Here is a 21,400-nt window from a genome sequence, read left to right on the forward strand (position 1 = left end):
GGGGTGACGTGGTCGCGGTGACGATATACATCCACCGGCTTTTTCGTTCCATCCACGACGCCTACGTCGTCGCCGACGAGGTGTATCTCGGCCTCACCTACGCCGACCCATCGAGGTATCGCCGCGCTGACCGGGCCCAAAAGCCAGCCACGGAGAGGTACGACGCCTTCCCGATCTGAACCTGCCGGGGGAGCCTCGACGTGGCGACACGCCTCCCTCGGGGGTACGGCGTCGTCCTCGCGCCGGACGATGGGGTCGGTACGGCTGGCGCTGGCTCTCCCCGTCTGAGTTTCGCCAATAGCATGGACCCGAAGCCGGATTCGACCGTATCGAGGTGGCGCTCGGCGACGCCTGAGACGGATCGTTGTGAGTCAGTTCCGGTGGTCGGCGACGACTGTCTGCTCACACCAACTCCCCGCCGCGGATCGCCCGCTCCGCGTCCGCCAGCGCCGTCTCGGGATCGAACTCCGCGACGATCCGCTCCAGGTCGGTCCGCGGCGCGTCCGCGAGGTCGCGGGCGTGGACCGTGATCGCCGGAACCGCGCGCAGGATGTTGTCTACGATCGGCACGTCGGCCACCTGCGCCGACCGAGAGAGCGGGTTGAGGTCGATGACGAGTTCGATCTTCCCCAAGTCGGCGAGCGCTGCCGCCCGGTCGCCGTCTTCCAGCGGAACGAGTACCACGTCGGCGTCGGCGATGCCGTCGGCGTCGACTTTCGCCCGTTCGTGGTTCAGGTTCGGAATGCGGGCGTTCGCCTCCCGTCCCTTCACCTCGCCCGCGCCGTGAGCGCGGAGGTGATCGACGATCGCCTGGATGCGCTCGTCGGTCCGATTGAACAGGTTCACCTCCAGATCCGCACCGACGACACCGGCGAGTTCGACCAGTTCCGCCGGGACGAGCGCCGCGGCGTTCCCGTTCACCGAGATGACGGGACGCTCGGCGAGCAAGAGATGTGCGGCGGCGGCGCGGGCGGCGGCGTCCGCCGACGGGAGCGTGCGCTCGCCGAGCAGATAGTCGAACGCTTCGCCGCGCCCCTGGGCGATGAGCCCCTGTTGACTGGTGATCCCCTTCTCGACGCCAGCCTCGATTCGGTGGCGCGTCACCAGCGAGTCGTGACGCGGGTGGTCGTCCGGAATCTCGACCTCGGCCATGGCCGACGTACGCCACAGCGGGTCAAAACACCCGCGATTAGGACTCGTCGACGCCGGTCACGAGATGGGCGCCGGCGTCGCAGATCCGGCAGGATGTGGCGTCGAATCCGGCAGCCGAGAGGCCCTCGTCCAGCGCGAACGCCGTCTCGCCGAGCATCACCATCGACGCCGCGCCCCCCGCGTCGGCGACGGCGTCGAGGACATCCGAGAGTCGGTCGGTCAGCAGCCCCGTCTCCCCGGCGAACGCGCGCGACGCCGCGACCAGTTCCGGGAGCGTCGGCCGGTCGACGAGCTGCGAGAGCGCCGTCTCGCCGGCGCGGACGATCGGGTCGATATCGCCCGCGAGCACGTCGGCCGTCGAGAGGTCACCGAACGTGAGGTATTCGACGGAGGCACGGTCCGGAACGCCGTCGAGACGGCCGTGCGCCGGCGCGCCGGGATCGAGCCGGATCGGCACGCCGCCCCGAGCCTGGGCCACCACGTCGCCGAGGCCGGTCCCCGCCCGAACCTCGGCGCGGTGAGCGAGCGTCACCAGTTCGTTTTCGGTGCGCCCGCAGCCGAAGCAGTCGTTGGCGGCGAGCGCCGTCCCGAGCGCCATCGCCCCCGAGACGCCGAACCCCGTCCCGAGCGGCAGGTCGGAGTCGGCGACGACGCGCACCCCCTCGACGCTCAGCGCGTCGAGCACCGTCTCCACGGGTGGCATCGACAGCGGATCGCCGTCGAGCGTGACCCGTCGGTCGGCGTCAGCCTCGGCCGGCCGGACCGTCACCCGGACGCCGTCCGAGAGCGTCAGGCCCGCCCCGCGTGAACCGGCCCGGACGGGGTCGTCGTCCGGATAGGGGCTGAAAAAGCCGGTGACGTGGCCCGGGACGAACGCCGTCGACGCGCGGTCGCCACGCGACTGCTCGCTCATGTGCAAGACGACGAACGGGGAGTCGTTAAGCCCTGTCGGAACGACCCCGGCGACCGACGCACTCCGCCGCCAGTATTCATAAACCATCCCGCCACCCAGTTAGTGTATGTCAGTCGACCGCCCCGGATTCTCCACTCTCGACCTGCCCGGCAACACGTACACCGTCAAGCAGTCGCTCGTCCGCAACAAGTACGCGGCGTACGACGAGAACGGCGAACTCGTCTGCCGCGCCAAACAGAAACTGCTCAAGATGAAAGAGGAGTTCCCCTTCGTCGACGCCGACGGCGACCCCGTGTTCACCGTCAAGGCGGGCGGGATCCTCGATATCGCGGGGAACTACGCCATCATCGACGCCGAAACTGGCGAGCGGATGGCCATCCTCGACAACGACTTCTCTCTCTTCCGGGACACCTGGACGATCCGGGACGGGAAAACGGAGGAACCGGTCGCGAAGATCAGTTCCCGCGGCACGCTCGTGACCCTCGCGCGGAACCTCCTCCCCTTCGGTGAACTCATCCCGCACAAATACGAAATCACCGACCATCGGGGAACCCACGTCGGGGCCATCGACGGCCAGTTCTCGCTCCGAGATCAGTACCGCATCGTCATCGACGACGCCGAAACCGTCCCCAAAGACGCCGTCGTCGCGTCCGCGATGGTCATCGACGCGATCCAGGGGAACTAGCGGGGCGTCTCACGGCGACAGCCGCTGTCGGTCGCGTGGGAACACGGTCGTTCCGCTTCGCTTCACTCCCTGCGTCCACGCTCCCGGGGCGCCTTCGTCCTACGGACTCAGTCGCTGTCGGTCGCGTGGGAACACGGTCGTTCCGCTTCGCTTCACTCCCTGCGTCCACGCTCCCGGGGCGCCTTCGTCCTACGGACTCAGTCGCTGTCGGTCGCGTGGGAACACGGTCGTTCCGCTTCGCTTCACTCCCTGCGTCCACGCTCCCGGGGCGCCTTCGTCCTACGGACTCAGTCGCTGTCGGTCGCGTGGGAACACGGTCGTTCCGCTTCGCTTCACTCCCTGCGTCCACGCTCCCGGGGCGCCTTCGTCCTACGGACTCAGTCGCTGTCGGTCGCGTGGGAACACGGTCGTTCCGCTTCGCTTCACTCCCTGCGTCCACGCTCCCGGGGCGCCTTCGTCCTACGGACTCAGTCGCTGTCGGTCGCGTGGGAACACGGTCGTTCCGCTTCGCTTCACTCCCTGCGTCCACGCTCCCGGGGCGCCTTCGTCCTACGGACTCAGTCGCTGTCGGTCGCGTGGGAACACGGTCGTTCCGCTTCGCTTCACTCCCTGCGTCCACGCTCCCGGGTGCCTTCGTCCTACGGACTCAGTCGCTGTCGGTCGCGTGGGAACAACACAGCCTCGCGGATATTGCCCAAGTCGAGCATCGTCATGACGAGACGCTCGACACCGTAGGCCCACCCGGCGTGGGGCGGCATCCCGTATTTGAACATCCGGGTGTAGTAGTCGAACTGCTCGGGGTCGAGCCCCTGCTGTTGGAACCCGGCTACGAGTTCGTCGTAGCGGTGTTCGCGCTGCCCGCCCGAGACGAGTTCCATCCGCGGATGCATCAGGTCGAAGCCCTTCGAGAGCTGCGGGTCGTCCTCGTAGTCCTGAATGTAGAACGGCTTGATCTCCGAGGGCCAGTCGGTGATGAAGTAGTGGCCGCCCACGTCGTCGCCGAGCGCCTTCTCCGCCTCGGTCGGCAGGTCGTCGCCCCAGACGAGTTGCGTGTCGAGTTCGCCCGTGGCGTTGATGCGCTCGATGGCCTCCTCGTAGGTGAGGCGGGGGAACTCCTCCTCGGGCACGCCGAAGTCGTCGTAGCCGAGGAGTTCGAGTTCCTCTTGGCAGTTCTCGGCGACGCCCTCGTAGGCCGCGCGGAGCGTCCCTTCACAGACGTCCATCGCCTCGTGGTGGTCGACGAATGCCGACTCGAAGTCGATCATCGTCGCCTCGTTGAGGTGCCGGGGCGTGTTGTGCTCCTCGGCGCGGAAGATGGGGCCGATTTCGAACACCCGCTCCAGACCGGAGCCGACCATCAGCTGTTTGAACAGCTGTGGCGACTGGTTCATGAAGGCCTCTTCGCCGAAGTAGGTGATCGGGAAGAGCTCCGTGCCGCCCTCCGTCCCCGTGGCGACGATTTTCGGCGTGTTGATCTCCGTCGACCCGACCGAGCGGAAGTAGTCCCGCACCGAGCGCAGGATTTCGCTCCGGATCTCGAAGATGGCCTTCACCTCGGGCTTGCGGAGATCCAGCGTGCGGTTGTCGAGACGGGTGGGCAGTTCGGCGTCGACTTTCCCGGAGGGGTCGAGAGGGAGTTCGGGGTCGGCCTCCGCCAGCACGTCGACGGACTCGGGGACGAGTTCCAGCCCCGTCGGCGCGCGGGGTTCCTCTTCGACGGCGCCGGTGACGGCGACGACGCTCTCGCGGTGGACGCCGAGCCCCGTCTCCACGAGGTCGTCGTCCATCTCGTCTTTCTCGAATTTGACCTGCAGTTTGCCGGTCTTGTCCCGGAGGATCAGGAAGGCGATGCCGCCGAGGTCCCGGATTTCGTGGACCCAGCCGGCGACCGTAGCCGTTTCGCCGGCGGCGACGTCGGCCGCGTGAGTTCGGTTCTGCATACCCCTTCGTATCGCGCGCCGCGTCTTAAACGCGGTCGTTTTCGGTCGTCGTACTGTCGACCGTCAGTCAACGCGATACTCGTCGATGACATCCGCGTCGAGGCGAACGCCGAGTCCGGGTTCCTCGGGCACGGCCATCCGACCGTCGTCGAGCGTCGGCGGCGTCTCGAACAGCGACTCGTACACCGGGAAGTCGGTGGGGTCGAACTCCAACCACTCGCAGGCCGGCGACGCCGCGATGACGTGCATCGTCGCCGCGAGACCGACACCCGTGGTGAAACAGTGGGGGCTGACGACCGTCCCGAACGCCTCCCCTAGCGCACAGATTTTCTTCGCCTCGGTGATGCCGCCACAGCGCATCGCGTCGGGCATCGCGTAGTCGACGGCGCCCGCCTCGAACAGGTCGCGAAAGCCCCACTTCGTGTACTCGTTCTCGCCGGCGGCGATGGGTACGTCAAGTCGCTCGCGCAGCTCGGCCAGCCCCTCGACATCGTACGGCGAGAGCGGTTCCTCGTACCAGTACACGTCGTAGTCGTCGAGCATCCGTCCGACGCGGCGAGCGTCCGGACGGTCGTAGCCACAGTTCACGTCGACCATGAGTTCGGCGTCACCGATGGCGTCCCGCATCGCGGCGACGCGCTCCTCGTCGGCGTCGAGGCCACGGCCCAGATGCGTTTTGACGCCCGCGAATCCGCGGTCGACGTACGACGCCGCGCGCTCCGCCATCGTCGCGGGGTCCTGCCAGAACAGATCGCTCGCGTACGGCTTGATGTCGCCACCGACGGGCCCGCCGAGCAGTCGCGAGACCGGAACGCCGTGGTGCTTGCCCGCGATGTCCCAGAGCGCGATATCGACCCCACTGGCCGCGGAGATCCCTTGCCCGGCCCGGTCCTTGTAGAGGTCCTCCGTCACCATCGCCTGCCAGTGACGCTCGATGTCGAGGGGGTCCTCCCCGATCAGACGCGGCGCGTACTTCTCCTCGACGATGCGTTCGACGATGTACGGCTCGGGCCCCACGCCCTCACCGATGCCCGTGATCCCCGCGTCGGTTTCGACGACGACGAAGGCTGCCCCGCGGGTGTCGAACTCGCGGCCCCGTGAGATGCCGAGCGGTCGCTCCAGCGGAACCTCGATGCTGACCGTCCGCACGTCGGTGATTTCCATACCCCCGTTTGGAGCGGGTGGTGAGTAAAAACCGGTGACGGACAGGGGCCTTACGACTCCCCGTGGGCGTCTTTGACGCCCTCGACCGTCTCGCGAACCGCGTCACAGCCCTCGTCGTGAAGCAGGTCGCCGACGACGACGACGTCGGCGTGTTGGCCCATCTCGTGGGCGGTGTCGTAGTCGCCGATGCCGCCGCCGTAGAAGAGGGTCGCCTCGTCGAGCACGTCGCTTGCGGCCTGCACCGTTTCGGGGTCGCCGAGCATGCCCGAGTATTCGATGTAGACGATCTCCTGACCGAACAGTTTCTCGGCGACGGACGCGTAGGCGGCCACGTCGTCGGGCGACTGGTCGCAGTCGGCCTCGGTGTACTCCGCGACCGAGGAGTCGGGGTTGAGCACGATGTAGGCCTCGGTGTGGGTGCGGTCCCAGTCGAGGCCGTTCTCGAGGCGAACCCACTCCTTGTGGGCGCCGGTGACCCAGAAACTGTCGCCCGCGTTGAACACGGTCGGGATCAGGTAGCCGTCCAGCGCGTCGTCGTCGATGACGACGGCCGGGTTCGACGGTTCCTGATACAGTGGCACGCCGTATTTCGCGCAGGCGTCCACGACCGTCTCCATCTTCTCTTTGGTCATGCCGGTCGTGCCGCCGATCTCGATGGCGTCCGTTCCAGTGGCACAGACGTCCTCGAACGTCTCGCCCTCGACGAGTTCCTTGTCGGGGTCGACTTTGAGGACGTGGTCCCACTCGTCCCACGGCGTAGTCATTACGCGTCTCTACCCCCCGGCACCGGTAAAAAGGGTCCGAATCGGGCGTGTGATACGGATTCAGTCCGCCTTGGCCTGCCAGTTGCGCACTTTCTCCGCACCCACGCCGTCGATTTCGGCCGCGAGCGAGTCGGGTTCGGCCGCCTTCAACCCGGCGACGTCCTCGATTCCGGCGTCTTTCAACTTCTCGGCCGTCTTCTCGCCGATGCCGTCGATGGCTTCGAGGTCGGACCCCGCCTGCCGGGTCTGGTACTCACGGTAGTTGCAGATGGGACAGCCGAGGTCCCACGGCTCCCGGTCTTCGTCCTCGTAGATGATGCGCAACCCCGGCAGTCCGTGCTCCTCGCACGGCTCGTCGACGAGTTCCACGTCGCCCCGGCGGGGCATCGGGAGCGAGTAATCGCAGTCGGGATAGCGCGTACAGCCGATGAGCCGACCACCGGAGCGGAGGCGCTTCACCGCGAGTTCGCCACCCTCTTCGTCGCCGCAGTCGGGACAGTCCCCGACGATGAGGTCCGGTTCCTCGTCGGCCGCTTCGGCCGCACAGAGCGGACAGCCCTGGACGAACGTCTTGCGCCCGGCGAGCATCTTCACCGAGTGGAGGCCGTGCTCCCCGCAGGTTTCATCGAGCAGGATGGGTTTCCCCGTCGACGGGAGCGGCAGGGTGTATGTGCAGTCGGGATAGCCGTCACAGCCGATGAAGTAGGAGCCGTCGCGGCTCTGCCGGATGACGAGGTCCTCGTCGCAGTCGGGACACGGCCCGACGGTCTTGTCGGCTTTCAGCGAGTCGCGAAGGTGGTCGCCGAGCGCCTCGCGCGAGTCCATGAGGCGATCGAACACGCGGTGGAGGATTTCGCGGGACTCCGCGGTCACGTCTTCGAGCGTCGCCTCGCCGCGGGCGATGGCCTGCATGTCCGCCTCCAACTGCGCGGTCATCTCCTCGCTGACGATGAGGTCAGCGAACTCCTCGGACGCCTCGACGACGCCGCGGGCGAGCCGCGTCGGGCGCGGCGGGTCGCCCTCGATGTAGCCCCGGTCGTAGAGCTTCTGGATCACGTCGTGGCGGGTCGCTTTCGTCCCGATACCCATCTCCTCCATCGTCTCGATGAGCCGAGACTGGCCGTACCGCCGCGGTGGCTGGGTCTGTTTGTCTTCGAGACGCGTTTCGACGAGGGCGAGTTCTTCGCCCTCCGTCACGTCGGGGACGTAGTTCTCGCTTGTCGAGCGGTAGGGGTAGACGGCGTGGTAGCCGGGGTCGACCAGTCGCTTGCCGTTCGCCTTGAGCGAGTGAGTCTCCTCGGCGGCGTCGACATCGGCGACGACCCGCAGGTGTTCCCACGTCGCCGCGTCGGCGACGGTGGCGAGGAACCGACGCACGACGAGTTCGTACACCTCCCACTCGTCCTCGGAGAGTTCGGACGGCGACGGGAGTTCGTCCGTCGGGTGGATGGGCGGGTGGTCGGTGGTCTCCTCGTCGCCTTCCGTCGGCGTGATGTCGTCGGCCGCCAGCAGCGAGTCGGCGTCGTCGCCGAACCGCGGGCCGGCCGAGAGCGCGTCGAGCAGGTCGCGCGGGTCGAGGTCCTCGGGGTACACCGTGTTGTCCGTCCGAGGGTAGGTGATGTAACCCGCGGTGTAGAGGTCCTCCGCGATGCTCATCGCCTGCTGGGCGGAGTGTCCGATGCCGCTCGCCGCCCGGATGAACTGCGTGGTGTTGAAGGGCGCGGGCGGGTCGTCGGTCCGGGTGCGGCGGCGCACCTCGTCGACCGTCGCCGCGGACGCGTCACCGAGGGCGTCGGCGACGGCCGCCGCCCGGTCGCCGTCCCAGACGCGTTCGGCCTCGTTGCCGTCGTCGTCGAGATAGAAGTACTGCGCCTCGAACGCCTCATCGTCCTTGCGGAGGTCCGCGAACAGTTCCCAGTAGTCCTCGGGGTCGAACGCGTCGATTTCGCGCTCGCGGTCGACGATCAGTTTCAGCGTCGGCCCCTGCACCCGGCCGACGGAGATGAAGTCGTCGCCGAGCTGTCGCGCCGAGAGGGAGAGATACCGCGTGAGCGACGCGCCCCACATCAGATCGATGATCTGTCGCGCTTCGCCCGCGGCCGCGAGGTCGAAATCCAGGTCGTCCGGGTCGGCGAAGGCCTCCGTTACCTCGCGGTCCGTGATGGAGGAAAAGCGCACCCGGTCGACGGGCGCCTCGTCGTTGACCTCGTGGACGAGTTCGTAGGCCTCCTTCCCGATGAGTTCGCCCTCGCGGTCGTAGTCGGTCGCGATGTGGATGTGCGAGGCGTTGCGCGCGAGTTGGCGGAGGGCGGCGACGATGTGCTCCTGCGTCGGTCGCTTTTCGACCTCCGCGTCGACGAGTTCGACCGGTTCCACGTCGCGCCACCCGCTGTATTCGGGGGGGAAGTCGACGCCGACGACGTGGCCGGACAGGCCGATGCAGCGCTTGCCGCCCCACGCGTAGACGTTGACGCCGTTGACGCGCTCGCTATCGGCAGTTCCGCCGCTCAGAATCTCCGCGATGCGGCGCGCGGCGTTGTCCTTCTCGGTGATAATCAGTTCGGGGCCGCGTTTCATCGACGAGTCGTATGTCGAGTAGCCGCCTAAAACTTTCGTGCCGGTAATCGGGGGACAGCGAGGGTATTCCCGACACCGCGCGGGCCGGCGCGCGAAGCGATCAGTTCTCGTCTTCCAGGCGCTCCCGGAGCAGCCCGTTGACCGTGCCGGGGTCGGCGCTCCCGCCCGTCTCGCTCATCACCTGGCCGACGAGGAAGTTGAGCGCCCCCTCCTCGCCCGCGTGGTAATCCTCGACGGCCTCCGGGTTCCCCTCGATGGCCGCCTCGACGGCGGCGGCAACCTCGCCCTCGGCCGTCTTGCCTAGACCCTCGCGCTCGACCACGGTATCGGGGTCGAGACCCTCGTCGAGCATCGTCCGCAGGACCACCTCGCGGGCGTTTTTCTCCGTGATCTCGTCCGCATCGACGAGTTCGATGAGGCGCGCGAACTCGTCGAGGCGGTCGCTCACGTCCGTAATCGACATGTCGCGGTAGTTGAGTTCGCCGAGCAGGTCGTCGGCGACCCACGTCGCCGCGAGGTCGGGGTCGAACCGTTCGGCCACCCCCTCGAAGAAGTCGGCCACCTCCTTCGTCGAGGTGAGTTTCGACGCCGCCTCGCTGTCGAGGCCGTACTCCTCGCGGAAGCGCTCGCGGCGCGCGTCGGGGAGCTCCGGAATGGGGATCCGTTCCTTCCAGTCGGCCACCTGCAGGGGCGGGAGATCCGCCTCCCGGAAGTAGCGGTAGTCCTTCTCCGCCTCTTTCGAGCGCATCGAGACGGTGATGCCGCGGCTCTCGTCCCAGTGGCGCGTCTCCTGCTCGATTTCGCGGCCGCGCTTGACCGCGTTCTTCTGCCGCGTCACCTCGTAGGCCAGCGCCTTCTCGGCGCCCCTGTGACTCGAGATGTTCTTCACTTCGGTCCGGTTGGCGGTTTCTAACGCTTCCTCGCTGATCTCGCCGCTGGCGCCGACCTCCTCGTCCGGGACGAGGGAGATGTTGGCGTCGATGCGGAGACTGCCGTCGCGCGAGGCGTCGAAGACGCCGAGGTATTCGAGCACCTCCTCCAACTTGGCGAGGAAGGCGCGCACCTCACCCGGGCCACGGAAGTCGGGGTTGGTGACGATCTCCATCAGCGGCGTCCCCGCGCGGTTGTAGTCGACGAGGGAGTAGTCAGCGGTCTCGATGTTGCCGCCCTCGTGCTGGAGACTTCCCGGATCCTCTTCGAGGTGGGCGCGGCCGATGCCGATTTCGCGGCGCTCGTCCTCGACGCTCACTTCGAGCGTGCCGTCGGCACAGATGGGGGCGTCGTACTGCGTGATCTGGAAGTTCTTCGGCAGGTCGGGGTAGTAGTAGTTCTTTCGGTGGAACCGGGTCTCCTCGGCGACATCGGCGTCGAGCGCCTTGCCGATCTTGACGGCGGCCTCGACGGCCGCCTCGTTGAGCACGGGGAGCGCACCCGGAAGGCCCAGACAGACGGGACAGGTCCGGGTGTTCGGGGCTTCGTCGTCGGCCGCCTCGGTCGAACAGCCACAGAAGATCTTCGTGTCGGTTTCGAGCTGAACGTGAACCTCCAGCCCGATGACGACGGCGAGATCACGTTGCTGGAGCGCCTGCGCAGTCATTACGCGGTCTTGCAGCGGCGGTGGCTAAAGGCTAACGGGAGTCGTCTCCCGACTACGTCACTTCGACGACTTGGTCAGTCTCGCGGAGGATGAACGGACCGATGGAGAGCGTGTGTTTCGTCACCGTGGCGATGCGGAGGACGTAGGCAAAGAGGACGAGGAAGGGAAGGATCGCCGCCGTCACCGCCGCAGCGACGAGGAGAACCAGAAACACACCACCGAACGGCCCCGCGGCGTATCTGGTAGGGTCGAAGAAGGCGATCATGCAGACGGCGACCAGCAGCGCCGGCAGCGCCGCCGTGAGGATGCCCCGCGAGAGCGTGATGAGCTCCCACTGGAAATACAGCGTCTTGAAATGCTCGCGAGCGGGGCCAAACAGTTCGAGCACGTCAATGAGGCGGTCCAGCGCCGCCGCGGCCTCGCCGTCCACGTCGTCGCGCTCGCGGAGGCGCTGGGCGGCGAAGATATTCCACGAGTAGTTGAAGTTCAGCGCCGCCGAGAGCACGGCGAACGTGCCGAACTGCGCGCCGTCGAGGTCTGACGCCACCGCCTCGGCGTTGTCCCGGAGGCTGTCCGTGAGGTCGACCACCTGCTCGTGGGACGGATGGTCCTCGTCCACTGCGGCCCGGAGGTCGGCCCCGCGCTGGGCCGCGACCTGCACGAGCGCCCGGAGGAACTGCGAGGGGCGGGCAGGACTCACCGGCGCGCCGATGCTATCGGCCACGTCATCCCGGAAGTCGAGGGCGCCGGCCATGCGCTCCCGCTGATCACCGACGGCACCGAGTTCCTGGGAGAGGACGAGCTGGTTGAGCGTCAGGACGAGCGTCACACCCGTGATGGTCGCGGTGAGCAGCGCCTGAAACAGGGTGTCCACCGAGTCGCTGGCGACGAGCGCGCCGATCGCGTCGGGGAGGAGCAGCCCCGCGACGGCGAGTGTCAGCCCGCCGATCACGAGACGGCGATCGGCTTCGATCAGCACTCAGAGTTTCGTCCGGCTCTCGGCGGCCCGAGAGCGCAACTGGTCGCTCGGCTGCGAGGAGTCGTCACCGGCCGTATCGCCCATGCCACCCCTGCGGGCGGCCGGCAGAAAAATCTGCGGCCGGTCCGTCGATCGGCCCGACGCAGTGAGAGAGTTAGGTCGCGCGTTCTTGTTTGCTCCCCGCCGACCGGTGGTATGGACGAGCGTGGCGTGTCTACCGTCATCGGCGTGACCCTCGTGGTGGTCATCACTCTCCTGCTTGCCTCGATGTTCGCCGCTGGGATGGTCAACATGACTGATTTCGGCACGGAGCGGAAACTGGTCGGGGGCCTCACCGACGGCGACGAGGCTGCTCCCGGCGATGGGGCCGGCGCTGGCGGTGACGACGGCTACCGGAGCGAACTCATCTGGGCGCGCAACGAGAGCCCACTCACGACCACGAACCACGTCGTGAACTACACCATCGCCGACGACTCCGACACCGCGGGCAACTCCCTGAACAACGTCGTCATCGAATACCCCGACGGCAGCGCCGACGTGAGCGCCATCGGCGAGCGTGACGACATCGTGATGGTCGGTATCGACGGGGACCGCGACGGGACCATCGAAACCGAGGCCACGGGCGACATCGAATGCTGTCCGACCGACGACGGTGTGATCATCAAGGATGGCGGCACCACGCTGCGGATCGAACTCTCCGGCAACTACAATCTGGAGGGCGGCGACTCGCTCATCGTCGAATATCGGGCGACCGACAACCCGGGAACCGGCGACTACAGCGTCACCGTGGACGTGAACGGCGACGTCAGCGATACGGGGACGCTGGAGATCGGCGACGACTGACGGGGCGTTCCATTGACAACTATTCTCAGGGCGAGATGTCGGGACGTTGCCGACCGGTACGAACCCCACATAGCAGCGACTAAGCCACTCGGTCGCCGACGAACGGATGGGTCATGACGAACACCTTCGAGGCAGATACGAGGGGCGAAAGCGACCCCGACGGACGGCTCCGGTCGGTCGTGGTTACGTACGAGGGAACGCCGGACAGGCGGACGCTCTATCCCCCGACGGCGACCGAGACGGAGCGCCTCACCACGTGGCTGACTGCCGACGCCGACGCGTTCGAACGGCTCGACGAGATGCGGTAGCGGTCACGGTCAGTCGCTGCTGCCGTCGAGTGCGCGCCGAATCGCCGCCACCCGCTCGTTGCGACGGCGGACCACGCTTGTGGCGTCGGCGTCGTACTCATGAAAGCCCGCACCATCGTCGACGCCGCCGCGGCCTGCGCCGAGACGCTCCGCGAACAGGTCCCCCGGGGCGTCCGCGTCGCTCAGGTGCGGGTAGAGGTTCGACGCGATGGACTGAAACAGGTCGAGACCGCCGAGGTCGGCGGTTTCGAAGGGGCCGATGGCGGCGGTCCGCAGGGCGTAGCCGTCCCGGACGGCGCGTTCGATGTCCTCCAGCGACGCGACGCCTTCCGTGACGAGGTGCGTACACTCTCGGAGGACGGCGAACTGGATGCGGTTCCAGACGAACCCCGGAACGTCGCGCTGGACGACGATGGGATCACGGTCGACGGCCTCGACGACGGCGACCGTCCGCTCGACGGTTTCGTCGCTCGTCTCCTCACCGCGGACCACCTCGACGGTGGGCAGGAGATAGGGCGGATTCCACCAGTGACAGCCGACGACGCGGTCCGCAGCCGCGGGCACCGCCTCGCCGATGTCGGTGATCGGAATCCCGGAAGTGTTGGTGGCGAGGATGGCGTCTTCGGGCGCCGCCGCGGCCACCCGTTCGAACACCGCCTCTTTCACGTCGAGGTCCTCCGAGACGGTTTCGATGACGAACGCGGCGTCGCTGACGCCCGCCGAGAGGTCGAGCGTGGTGGAGACGTTCTCGCGAATGGCGCCGGGGTCGGCGTCGAGCCAGCCGGCCGATTCGAGGAAGTCGAGCGCCTGATCGATGCCCTCGCGGGCGTCGTCGAGATTGGACTGGCGGTGGTCGACCAGCATCACGGGCGCGCCGAACCGGGCGAACTGGAGCGCGAGGCCGTGCCCCATCGTGCCCGCGCCGACGACGGTCACCGGCGTGTCGGGATCGGTGGTTACCATCGGCCGCACGGTCGCACCTGAAGCGCTTAAATCCCGCTGCGGGTCCGGCAGGTCCAAATGGGCTGTCGTTCACACAGCGGTATGGCCGACTTCGAGTACGAGACGGAGATCCAGGTTCGGTTTCGAGACATCGACGCGATGGGCCACGTCAACAACGCCGTCTACGCGACGTATCTCGAACAAGCGCGGGTCGACTACTACGCCGACGTCCTCGGGGTCGGCCTCGACGAGATCGACACCGCGCTGGTCTCGCTCGAGATCGACTACCACCGCGCGATCACCCTCGACGACACGGTGACCGTTGCCCTCGGCGTCCGCGACATCGGCGAGTCGAGCGTCACCGTCGAGTACGAGGTTCGCGCAGGCGACAGCGTGGCCGCCACCGCCGAGACGGTGCAGGTGTACGTCGATCCCGAGGCGGAGACGTCGCGGCCGCTCCCCGAGGCGTGGCGCGGGCGGATGGACGCGTATCGGGCCTGAGACGGATTCTCGTAACTGTCCAGAGATTCTCGGTGGACCGCCCGACGAGAATCGCCGATGACCGCCGAGAAACCCGCTGACCTACGACTCCTCGTCGCGGAGTTCGAGTTCCGCGACGATCTGGTAGGGATCCATTCCCCGCCTGATGTAGTCGAGCATAGCGAAGGCGTCGTCGGGCGAGAGGAAGTGTCGGGTCACCGCCCGGCCGAGCGCGGTCGGTTCGAGGCCGTCGATGAATCCCCATTCCAACAACTTGCCGATGGCCTGTTTGGTCGGCACGTCCCCCAGCATCCGGTCGTTGAGGCGCTTGGCGCCACTGCCCGCGACCGTGATGTTCGCGAGCGTCTCCTCGGCGGCGGCGGAGCGGTCGTACACCGTCCGGACGTCCTCCATCTCGCCTTTCAGTAGTTTGAACGCCACCTCGTCCTCGGTCATCTCCATACTGTTGTGGTAGGCGCAGTCGGGTTCGACGAGCAGGTAGACCACGCCCCGGTCGTGGTAGTCGGGGCGACCGGCGCGGCCGAGCATCTGCTCGAACTCCTGGACCGAGAGCCACTCGATGCCCATCGCCAGCGTGTCGAAGATGACCTGCGAGGCGGGGAAGTCGACGCCGGCGGCGAGCGCCGCGGTCGTGACGACGGCGGCGAGGTCCTGGTTCCCGAACTGGCGTTCGACGCGCTTGCGTCGGCCGTAATCCAGGCCGGCGTGATAGGGCGCGGCGTCGTAGTCGAGTTTGCGCGAGATCTCGTGACAGCGCCGCCGCGAGTTGGTGAAGATGATGGTCTGCCCGCGATAGCCCTGCGAGGACTTGCTGTCGAACTCCCGGCGGACGAGGCGGTTCTCGATGCGCGTCTTCTCCTGAGCGTCGGCGAACGTGAGATGGCGCTCGATGGGGACGGGGCGCTCCTCGAACTCGATGAGCGTCGCACGCAGGCGTTTCGCCAGCCACTCGGGGTTGCCGACCGTCGCGGAGAGGTAGATCCACTGGGCGCCCGCGTAGTCGGTTCCGCCCGTCGCGCGGTTCTCACAGTAATGCTTGAGCCGCGAAATCATGCCGTCGAGGCGGTGACCGCGCTCGCCCTCTTTCAGCGTGTGCACCTCGTCGATGACGACGGTACCGATATCGCCCATGTCCTTCCCCGTCCTGAGGGCGTGGTCGATGCCCTCGTAGGTGCCGACGACGACGTCGGCCGAGGGGTCGAACTGCGCGCCGGTGTCGCTGACGCGACTCCCGCCGACGCGGATGGTCACATCGACCAGATCGCCGTATCGCTCCTCGAAGTTCTCCTGTTTCTGGTTGGCGAGCGCGACGAGAGGAACGAGAAAGAGGAGTTTGCCCTCGCCCTTCAGCGCCCGGTCGATCCCGGCGAGTTCGCCGACGAGGGTCTTCCCCGTCGCCGTCGCGCTCACGACGAGCTGGTCGTCGCCGTCGAGCAGGCCGTTCCGAACCGAGAGGCTCTGGACGGGAAGCAGAGTGTCGAACCGGCTGGTGAGTTGGCTCTTCAGTTTCGGGTGGAGGTCGAGATCCGCCGTCTTGACAGGGTCGACATCCTCGACGGTCGCGCCGATTTCGTCGAACTTCGTGAGGTCGGGGTCGAGTTCGCCCTGCAGGAGGTTCTTGATGCGGTCGAGGTCCTGCACTTCGAGCAGGAGTTCCTCGAGGCGGTCCTGTGCGGCGCCGGTCAGCCCCCCGGCGTAGGCGAGTTCGCCGTCGAGTTCCTGCGTGGCGCAGTCGGGACAGATGTAGTCCCGGTCGGCCTTGATGGCGGTGTCCTCGGTGATGGGCGAAAACTCGCCTTCCGCGGCGCAGTAGCGGCAGGTGCGGACCGTCAGCGCGTCGAGTTGGTAGCCGTCGAGCATCGCCTGGATGCGCTCGCGGTCCGTGGGATCGGTCTGCTGTGAGATGCGGATGCGGGCGGCACGACGAGCGAGTTCGACGAACTGACTCGGATCGCGTGGCTCCTCGCTCGATCCGCGTTTGATGCGGAATCGTGCGGGGCGGGGACCGGCGTCCGTTTCCTTGAGTTCGAGGATGGCGCGAAACACGCGGTCACCGTCGCGCGTGACGGACACGAGGAAGTCGCCGTCTCGCCCGTGGACGAAGAGCGTGTCGACGCGGCCGACCTGCTGAGACACACGTACGGCTACGGGGACCGGGTATTTCAGCCGTTCGACTCCGGCGCTGTCGGCACCCGTTCATACTGCAGGCTGTAGTCGATCAAGATGGCCGTCACTCCGGGATGACGGCTATCTTGAACAGTTACAGCCGCAGTATCAGAGGGAGTATCGAAACTGCCCAGAGATTCTCGCCGGGCCGTCCCAGCGAGAACCCCTGATGACTTCCGATAATTCCTATCAGTCGGCCAGTTCGATGGTGTCGTCACCGTTGGGGACGGCACAGATGAACGCGCCCGGTTCGTCGCTCTCGTTGCGATACCAGTGGACGGTGCCCGCCGGGATGAGCAGCGAATCGCCCGCGGAGACGGTGTGTTCCGTCTCGTCGATGCCGACGACGTACTCCCCCGAGAGCACGTACTGTTCGTGTTCGACCGCGTTGGTGTGCTTGGGCACCTCGGCGCCCGGGTCGAGGGTGAATCGACGCATGGCGAACGTCGGGGTTCCATCCGACTCGTCCAGCAGGACGCCCTTCGAGAGGCCGTCGGCGGCGTCGACGGGTTCGTAGTCGATCGCGTCACTGCGCTTGAGGACCGGCGTGGATGACTGCTCGCTCATGGTCGACAGTCGCGTGGCGAACGCCTAAGCGTTTGCCGTCGTCGAGCGACGGTCACCCGGACGCTTACAAGAGTTAAGTCCGTCCCGAGGCAAGGCGTGGTATGCGCGGAATCCGCATCGGGAGCGCGTTCGGCATTCCGATCAAACTCGATCTGACCTTCCTGCTCGTTCTCCCCCTGTTCGCGTGGCTCATCGGCGCGGACGTGGGGAACCTCGTCGCCGTCCTCAACGACACCTTCGGCGTGGGGATGCCCGTCGACACGCTCACCGCGGGCATGACGCCGTGGCTGTTGGGAGTGGTCGCCGCCTCCGGCCTCTTCCTCTGTGTGCTCATCCACGAGTTCGGTCACTCGCTGGTCGCCATGCAGTACGGCTACCAGATCGACTCGATCACGCTCTGGCTGTTCGGCGGCGTCGCCCAGTTCACGGAGATGCCGGAGGACTGGCGCCAGGAGTTCACCATCGCCGTCGTCGGCCCGATCGTCAGCGTCGCGCTCGGCGCGCTCTCCTACCTCGGCTTGCAACTCGTCCCGGGCACGTTGCCGACGGTCCAGTTCGTCCTCGCGTATCTCGCGCTGACGAACGTCGCGCTCGCCGTCTTCAACATGCTCCCCGGCTTCCCGATGGACGGGGGTCGCGTCCTCCGAGCGCTGCTGGCACGCCGCCGTCCCCACGCCCGAGCCACACAGATCGCCGCCGAGGTGGGCAAACTGTTCGCCGTCTTCCTCGCCATCGTCGGCATCTTCGCCAACCTGTTTCTGGTGGCGCTCGCCTTCTTCATCTACATCGGCGCCGCCAGCGAGGCCCAGCAGACGGTGATGAAGGCCGCGTTCCAGGACGTCACCGTCGCCGACATCATGACGCCCGCGAGCGAACTCAAGACCGTCACGGCCGACACCTCGCTCTCGGAACTCACCGACCGGATGTTCCACGAGCGCCACACGGGCTACCCCGTGCTCCGACAGGGCGAACTCGTCGGCATGGTCACCCTCGACGACGCCCGCGAGGTCCGCGAAGTCGAGCGCGACGCCTACCGCGTCGAGGACGTGATGGCGACCGACGTGGTGACGATTTCGCCCGACTCCGATGCGATGGACGCGCTCTCGACGATGCAACAGGAGGGCGTCGGGCGGCTTCCCGTCGTCGACGAGTCGGACGACCTCGTCGGCCTCATCACCCGAACAGACCTGATGACGGCGTTCGACATCATCCAGACGCGGGGCAGCGCGGCCGACACCAGTGCGGGAATCGGTGGGCTGTCGAGCGGTCCCGGCGTCGCTCGCGAGTGAGGACGGCCGAGCGACTCGACGTCCTGACGGTCAGCGAGCGAAGTCGTCGAGGCGGCGCTGGGTCTCCGGAAGCTCGGGGTCGGATCGCTCGTCCGCGTCGGTGCGGTCGCCCCCGAGCAGCCGCGGAAGCGCCGTGTGGGCGAACGTCAGACCGAGGGCGAGCAGTATCGGCGCGAAAAACAGACCGTAGAAGCCGAACACGACCGGGCCGAAGATGTACGCGAGCATCAACAGGCCGACGTGGGTTCGATCGCCGCTGAGATAGGGTCTGAGAACCAGATCGGGGATCGTATCGACGATGACGATCGCCACGAACAGGAAGGCCGCGACGTAGCCCAACAGCGAGGGGTCGGATTCGAGGATGGCGGGAGCAGCCATCGCGGCCGCGATGGGGACGTAGACGATCTTCATTCCGACGACCGGAATCAGGCTCGCGACGCCAGTGAGGACACCCGCCAGCGCGGGGTACGGCACGTGTGCGGCCCTCGGCACCAGAAGGTTGTAGCCGTTGAACGCGCCGACGGCGATGAGCGAGATGGCGATCACGTTCAGCAGGTTCCCGAAGAGGATCGCCTCGAGTTCGGCGTCGGCGGCTTCGAGATACTCGCGCACGATGGCGTCGTCGTCGAACCGGAGCAGCCACTCGTGGAACGTCGAGCCGTCGATCAGGAGGTAGTAGGTGACGACGACGACGATCAGCAGATTGAGGAAAAAGCCCGTGATGGCGCTGGTCAGGAGGGCCGCGTGTTCGAGCGCGAAGTCGATGAGCGCGTCGAACTGCCCGGCGCGATACGCCTCGGTGATCCCGGCGAAGGTGAGCGCGGGAAGGTCGTCGATACCCTGCAGCCACGGCACGTTCGTCGCGGCCACCTCGAGGACCGCATACGTCGATAGGAAGCGGCGGGTCTCGGTGACGAGCAACACCAGCGTGTAACTGAGCAACAGGAGCAAGGGGAGCGCGAGGAGGGAGATAACCGTCACTGCCCGCACCCGGTCCGGGAGGTGGAGCCGACCGAGCGCCTTGTAGAACCGGCGTGTCGAGTAGTACAGGAACACGGCGACGGTGAGGGCGGCGATGAACTGGTATGCGATGAAGGCGGTGACCACGGCCACGGCGAGACCGAAGAGGGCGACGACTGCGCGGCGTTCGTCCATTGCAATCAGCGTGTGGGCAGGCGAGCGTGAAAAATCGTGGTGTCACGGCACCCGATGGCGCCAGGAACATCGGTAGAGGAGGACGTTCGTCGTCGAAAAGTCCGGGTGCGAGAATCGAACCACGGTCACGCCGCTCGCGTTCCTCGCTCCGTTCCCTGATTTGATTCCCGGCTTCCGACTTTCTTCGTCACTACGTACCTCAGAAAGTCCGGGTGCGAGAATCGAACCCGCGTCTCAGCCTCCCCAAGGCTGAAGGATAGCCATTACCCCAACCCACATTCTATCCCCGTCTCGCGGTTCTGATGGTTCCTACCTCAGAACAAATGAGACGATTGGCATAAAACACCCGCCTGTAAGACCCAATAGGCAATACAGATTGAATGAGTCCTGATTGGTTGGGGAGGGTTACTATTTTTTCGCTGTCTCATAGGAGAAGTCGATCGCTCATTTTGGATCGATGTTTTTCAAATATCGGTTATAAATGGTATTCGAAATCGCCAGATGAGAGTCGTATGTACGTACACATACGGGTTCAGAGGGAGGCGGTCAAGTTCGACGAGTCCCAGCCGAAATTTGTGGTGGCACCGACTCGGTCAGGCGTACATTGTATAACCGCACAATCGACGACTGTGAGGCGACGAAGTCGGGGTACATGAACAAGTGCCCGTCAACTATGTCTCCTCATGCGATTCGTCAGAGTTTGATTCCTACTATCGAAGTTCTGATGTGCCGAAGGTGGTCGTCTCTGATCGGATGAACGTGATTGTGGAGGTGCTGGAGAGACACTACGACGGTCGGGCCGGGACAGAGAGACACCGTCGGGAGGGGAATACCTAACATATATCTAATCTTCCCCGATGTTCATTCTTTACTTCCAAGAAAGCGTTATACGAGTAGAGAGATAGGAATCAACCGAGAAGATGGTACATCGGGTAGTCCACCAACACCATCCAGTGGACATCCACTATTCGCTCGAGGGCGTTGATCCTGATCCAACTACGTTTTCATCACGGCTTAATGATCCCGATGCAGATGTGAAAGTGATCGGCTATCCCCTTCCTAATGGGGAAATTTGGGTCCTGTACACGCCCGGAACTTTTGGGACCGTAGACGATCTCTCTGCTGAATTTGACTCAGAAAAATTGAGCGATGAGTTGGACGAGATGGATCCTGCGAACAGAGTAATTGCAATTTGGTTGCTCAATTTCCTCGCCGAGATGCAGGAAGAAGAAAAAGAGTTAGGGGATAATCTTTCAATATATAAACAATTAGAGATTGGAAAAATTCCAGATGCTATTGGTCAGGTAGACTGGGAAGGGTCGGTATCAGACGTTGCAGGCCGCCTCATGTCTAATCTGATACTGCGTCATTCTCTCCCGAACGCGAACCATCGGACGGGCGTAACCATGGCACAGGCATACCTGGAAGCGGCGGGTGCTGACTTCAAGATGCCCGCTACGATTACTGAGGAACACGACTGGCGCTCTTGGGTTCAGCCATACATTATAGAATCAAAGCGTCTGCTGACTGTCCGTAGGCATAACCTCTATTTCAAGACGCTCCAAGATTGGGGCTGCGAAATAGTGCGCAGAAAACACGCAATCGATATTCCCCTATCTGAGTATGAGCTGGATATGCATTATCACGAGGCCTGGGAAAAATATGCTATCATGCATGAACAACACTGTATCGGCTTCGTAGAAGATATTGCTGCGAGGGCAAACAGCCACAATCTGATAGAACGAGAGGCACTATCGAAGGAGGAATTCGTAGATTTTCTCCGGATGGAGAATCAGGAATCGCAGTAGGAGATTTAATCCTGAAGATGCGCGTTCGAACGCGCAATTTCTCGTAGCCG

General features: G+C 65.5%; 19 protein-coding genes. 7 read left to right on the forward strand and 12 right to left on the reverse strand.

Features of this window, described 5'->3' with window-relative positions:
- The first annotated feature begins 8 nt into the window (after nucleotides 1–8).
- Nucleotides 9–179, forward strand: coding sequence for a hypothetical protein (locus tag MXB53_RS11625; RefSeq protein ID WP_248897709.1), 171 nt, complete (start codon nucleotides 9–11; stop codon nucleotides 177–179).
- 223 nt (nucleotides 180–402) lie between these two features.
- On the opposite strand, the gene MXB53_RS11630 is transcribed toward MXB53_RS11625, so the two are convergent.
- Nucleotides 403–1,152, reverse strand: a complete 750-nt coding sequence (locus tag MXB53_RS11630) for a 4-phosphopantoate--beta-alanine ligase (protein ID WP_248897710.1) — start codon at nucleotides 1,150–1,152, stop codon at nucleotides 403–405.
- Between the two features lie 37 nt (nucleotides 1,153–1,189).
- Nucleotides 1,190–2,065, reverse strand: a complete 876-nt coding sequence (locus MXB53_RS11635) for a pantoate kinase (protein WP_248897711.1) — start codon at nucleotides 2,063–2,065, stop codon at nucleotides 1,190–1,192.
- Between the two features lie 106 nt (nucleotides 2,066–2,171).
- Here MXB53_RS11635 and MXB53_RS11640 point away from each other — a divergent pair, with 106 nt between their 5' ends.
- Complete coding sequence (locus MXB53_RS11640; RefSeq protein ID WP_248897712.1) at nucleotides 2,172–2,750, forward strand: LURP-one-related/scramblase family protein; 579 nt, start codon at nucleotides 2,172–2,174, stop codon at nucleotides 2,748–2,750.
- A gap of 638 nt (nucleotides 2,751–3,388) precedes the next feature.
- Here the strand turns inward: MXB53_RS11640 and aspS are convergent.
- The 6 genes from aspS to MXB53_RS11670 all read right to left on the reverse strand — a co-directional run bounded on the left by aspS (nucleotide 3,389) and on the right by MXB53_RS11670 (nucleotide 11,771).
- Entirely contained in the window at nucleotides 3,389–4,690 is a 1,302-nt protein-coding gene (aspS, locus tag MXB53_RS11645) for an aspartate--tRNA(Asn) ligase (RefSeq protein WP_248897713.1), read from the reverse strand.
- A gap of 63 nt (nucleotides 4,691–4,753) precedes the next feature.
- Nucleotides 4,754–5,854 carry a mandelate racemase/muconate lactonizing enzyme family protein gene (locus tag MXB53_RS11650; protein WP_248897715.1) on the reverse strand — a complete coding sequence of 367 codons (1,101 nt, stop codon included), beginning with the start codon at nucleotides 5,852–5,854 and terminating at the stop codon, nucleotides 4,754–4,756.
- 50 nt (nucleotides 5,855–5,904) lie between these two features.
- Entirely contained in the window at nucleotides 5,905–6,618 is a 714-nt protein-coding gene (locus MXB53_RS11655) for a phosphoglycerol geranylgeranyltransferase (protein ID WP_248897717.1), read from the reverse strand.
- A gap of 60 nt (nucleotides 6,619–6,678) precedes the next feature.
- Nucleotides 6,679–9,195, reverse strand: a complete 2,517-nt coding sequence (locus MXB53_RS11660) for a DNA topoisomerase I (RefSeq protein WP_248897718.1) — start codon at nucleotides 9,193–9,195, stop codon at nucleotides 6,679–6,681.
- 100 nt (nucleotides 9,196–9,295) lie between these two features.
- Nucleotides 9,296–10,792 (reverse strand): Asp-tRNA(Asn)/Glu-tRNA(Gln) amidotransferase subunit GatB, encoded by a 1,497-nt coding sequence (gene gatB / locus MXB53_RS11665; protein ID WP_248897719.1) that lies wholly within the window; start codon nucleotides 10,790–10,792, stop codon nucleotides 9,296–9,298.
- A 52-nt stretch (nucleotides 10,793–10,844) separates the two neighbouring features.
- Complete coding sequence (locus MXB53_RS11670) at nucleotides 10,845–11,771, reverse strand: DUF7972 family membrane protein (protein WP_345779710.1); 927 nt, start codon at nucleotides 11,769–11,771, stop codon at nucleotides 10,845–10,847.
- 195 nt (nucleotides 11,772–11,966) lie between these two features.
- On the opposite strand from MXB53_RS11670, the gene MXB53_RS11675 reads away from it, so the two are divergent.
- Nucleotides 11,967–12,614 (forward strand): type IV pilin domain-containing protein, encoded by a 648-nt coding sequence (locus MXB53_RS11675; RefSeq protein WP_248897720.1) that lies wholly within the window; start codon nucleotides 11,967–11,969, stop codon nucleotides 12,612–12,614.
- A 113-nt stretch (nucleotides 12,615–12,727) separates the two neighbouring features.
- Nucleotides 12,728–12,922: a DUF7511 domain-containing protein gene (locus tag MXB53_RS11680; RefSeq protein WP_248897721.1), complete on the forward strand. Its 195-nt coding sequence runs from the start codon at nucleotides 12,728–12,730 to the stop codon at nucleotides 12,920–12,922.
- Between the two features lie 9 nt (nucleotides 12,923–12,931).
- Here MXB53_RS11680 and MXB53_RS11685 read toward each other — a convergent pair whose 3' ends face one another.
- Nucleotides 12,932–13,885: a 3-hydroxyacyl-CoA dehydrogenase family protein gene (locus MXB53_RS11685; RefSeq protein WP_248897722.1), complete on the reverse strand. Its 954-nt coding sequence runs from the start codon at nucleotides 13,883–13,885 to the stop codon at nucleotides 12,932–12,934.
- An 81-nt stretch (nucleotides 13,886–13,966) separates the two neighbouring features.
- On the opposite strand from MXB53_RS11685, the gene MXB53_RS11690 reads away from it, so the two are divergent.
- Nucleotides 13,967–14,365, forward strand: a complete 399-nt coding sequence (locus tag MXB53_RS11690; RefSeq protein WP_248897723.1) for an acyl-CoA thioesterase — start codon at nucleotides 13,967–13,969, stop codon at nucleotides 14,363–14,365.
- An 81-nt stretch (nucleotides 14,366–14,446) separates the two neighbouring features.
- Here the strand turns inward: MXB53_RS11690 and MXB53_RS11695 are convergent, their stop codons facing one another.
- Together MXB53_RS11695 and MXB53_RS11700 are read right to left on the reverse strand one after the other, a co-directional pair.
- Nucleotides 14,447–16,501, reverse strand: coding sequence for a DEAD/DEAH box helicase (locus MXB53_RS11695; RefSeq protein ID WP_248897724.1), 2,055 nt, complete (start codon nucleotides 16,499–16,501; stop codon nucleotides 14,447–14,449).
- Nucleotides 16,502–16,720: 219 nt separating this feature from the next.
- Complete coding sequence (locus MXB53_RS11700; protein WP_248897725.1) at nucleotides 16,721–17,098, reverse strand: cupin domain-containing protein; 378 nt, start codon at nucleotides 17,096–17,098, stop codon at nucleotides 16,721–16,723.
- 101 nt (nucleotides 17,099–17,199) lie between these two features.
- Between MXB53_RS11700 and MXB53_RS11705 the strand changes: the two genes are divergently transcribed.
- Nucleotides 17,200–18,387, forward strand: coding sequence for a CBS domain-containing protein (locus tag MXB53_RS11705; protein ID WP_248897726.1), 1,188 nt, complete (start codon nucleotides 17,200–17,202; stop codon nucleotides 18,385–18,387).
- Between the two features lie 30 nt (nucleotides 18,388–18,417).
- Here the strand turns inward: MXB53_RS11705 and MXB53_RS11710 are convergent, their stop codons facing one another.
- Nucleotides 18,418–19,542 carry an AI-2E family transporter gene (locus tag MXB53_RS11710; RefSeq protein ID WP_248897727.1) on the reverse strand — a complete coding sequence of 375 codons (1,125 nt, stop codon included), beginning with the start codon at nucleotides 19,540–19,542 and terminating at the stop codon, nucleotides 18,418–18,420.
- A gap of 920 nt (nucleotides 19,543–20,462) precedes the next feature.
- Between MXB53_RS11710 and MXB53_RS11715 the strand changes: the two genes are divergently transcribed.
- Nucleotides 20,463–21,350, forward strand: a complete 888-nt coding sequence (locus tag MXB53_RS11715) for a DUF8172 family protein (protein ID WP_486606375.1) — start codon at nucleotides 20,463–20,465, stop codon at nucleotides 21,348–21,350.
- Nucleotides 21,351–21,400 lie beyond the last annotated feature (50 nt).

This window comes from Haloplanus sp. XH21 (genome assembly GCF_023276355.1).
GTDB classification, from domain to species: Archaea; Halobacteriota; Halobacteria; order Halobacteriales; family Haloferacaceae; genus Haloplanus; species Haloplanus halobius.

Excerpts from the sequence above, each read along its gene's own strand:
- MXB53_RS11660 (WP_248897718.1), bottom strand. The coding sequence starts at position 9,195 with ATGAAACGCGGCCCCGAACTGATTATCACCGAGAAGGACAACGCCGCG.
- MXB53_RS11635 (WP_248897711.1), bottom strand. The coding sequence starts at position 2,065 with ATGAGCGAGCAGTCGCGTGGCGACCGCGCGTCGACGGCGTTCGTCCCG.
- MXB53_RS11715 (WP_486606375.1), top strand. The coding sequence starts at position 20,463 with ATGGTACATCGGGTAGTCCACCAACACCATCCAGTGGACATCCACTAT.
- MXB53_RS11655 (WP_248897717.1), bottom strand. The coding sequence starts at position 6,618 with ATGACTACGCCGTGGGACGAGTGGGACCACGTCCTCAAAGTCGACCCC.
- MXB53_RS11690 (WP_248897723.1), top strand. The coding sequence starts at position 13,967 with ATGGCCGACTTCGAGTACGAGACGGAGATCCAGGTTCGGTTTCGAGAC.
- MXB53_RS11705 (WP_248897726.1), top strand. The coding sequence starts at position 17,200 with ATGCGCGGAATCCGCATCGGGAGCGCGTTCGGCATTCCGATCAAACTC.
- MXB53_RS11630 (WP_248897710.1), bottom strand. The coding sequence starts at position 1,152 with ATGGCCGAGGTCGAGATTCCGGACGACCACCCGCGTCACGACTCGCTG.
- MXB53_RS11650 (WP_248897715.1), bottom strand. The coding sequence starts at position 5,854 with ATGGAAATCACCGACGTGCGGACGGTCAGCATCGAGGTTCCGCTGGAG.
- aspS (WP_248897713.1), bottom strand. The coding sequence starts at position 4,690 with ATGCAGAACCGAACTCACGCGGCCGACGTCGCCGCCGGCGAAACGGCT.
- gatB (WP_248897719.1), bottom strand. The coding sequence starts at position 10,792 with ATGACTGCGCAGGCGCTCCAGCAACGTGATCTCGCCGTCGTCATCGGG.
- MXB53_RS11675 (WP_248897720.1), top strand. The coding sequence starts at position 11,967 with ATGGACGAGCGTGGCGTGTCTACCGTCATCGGCGTGACCCTCGTGGTG.
- MXB53_RS11680 (WP_248897721.1), top strand. The coding sequence starts at position 12,728 with ATGACGAACACCTTCGAGGCAGATACGAGGGGCGAAAGCGACCCCGAC.
- MXB53_RS11700 (WP_248897725.1), bottom strand. The coding sequence starts at position 17,098 with ATGAGCGAGCAGTCATCCACGCCGGTCCTCAAGCGCAGTGACGCGATC.
- MXB53_RS11710 (WP_248897727.1), bottom strand. The coding sequence starts at position 19,542 with ATGGACGAACGCCGCGCAGTCGTCGCCCTCTTCGGTCTCGCCGTGGCC.
- MXB53_RS11640 (WP_248897712.1), top strand. The coding sequence starts at position 2,172 with ATGTCAGTCGACCGCCCCGGATTCTCCACTCTCGACCTGCCCGGCAAC.
- MXB53_RS11685 (WP_248897722.1), bottom strand. The coding sequence starts at position 13,885 with ATGGTAACCACCGATCCCGACACGCCGGTGACCGTCGTCGGCGCGGGC.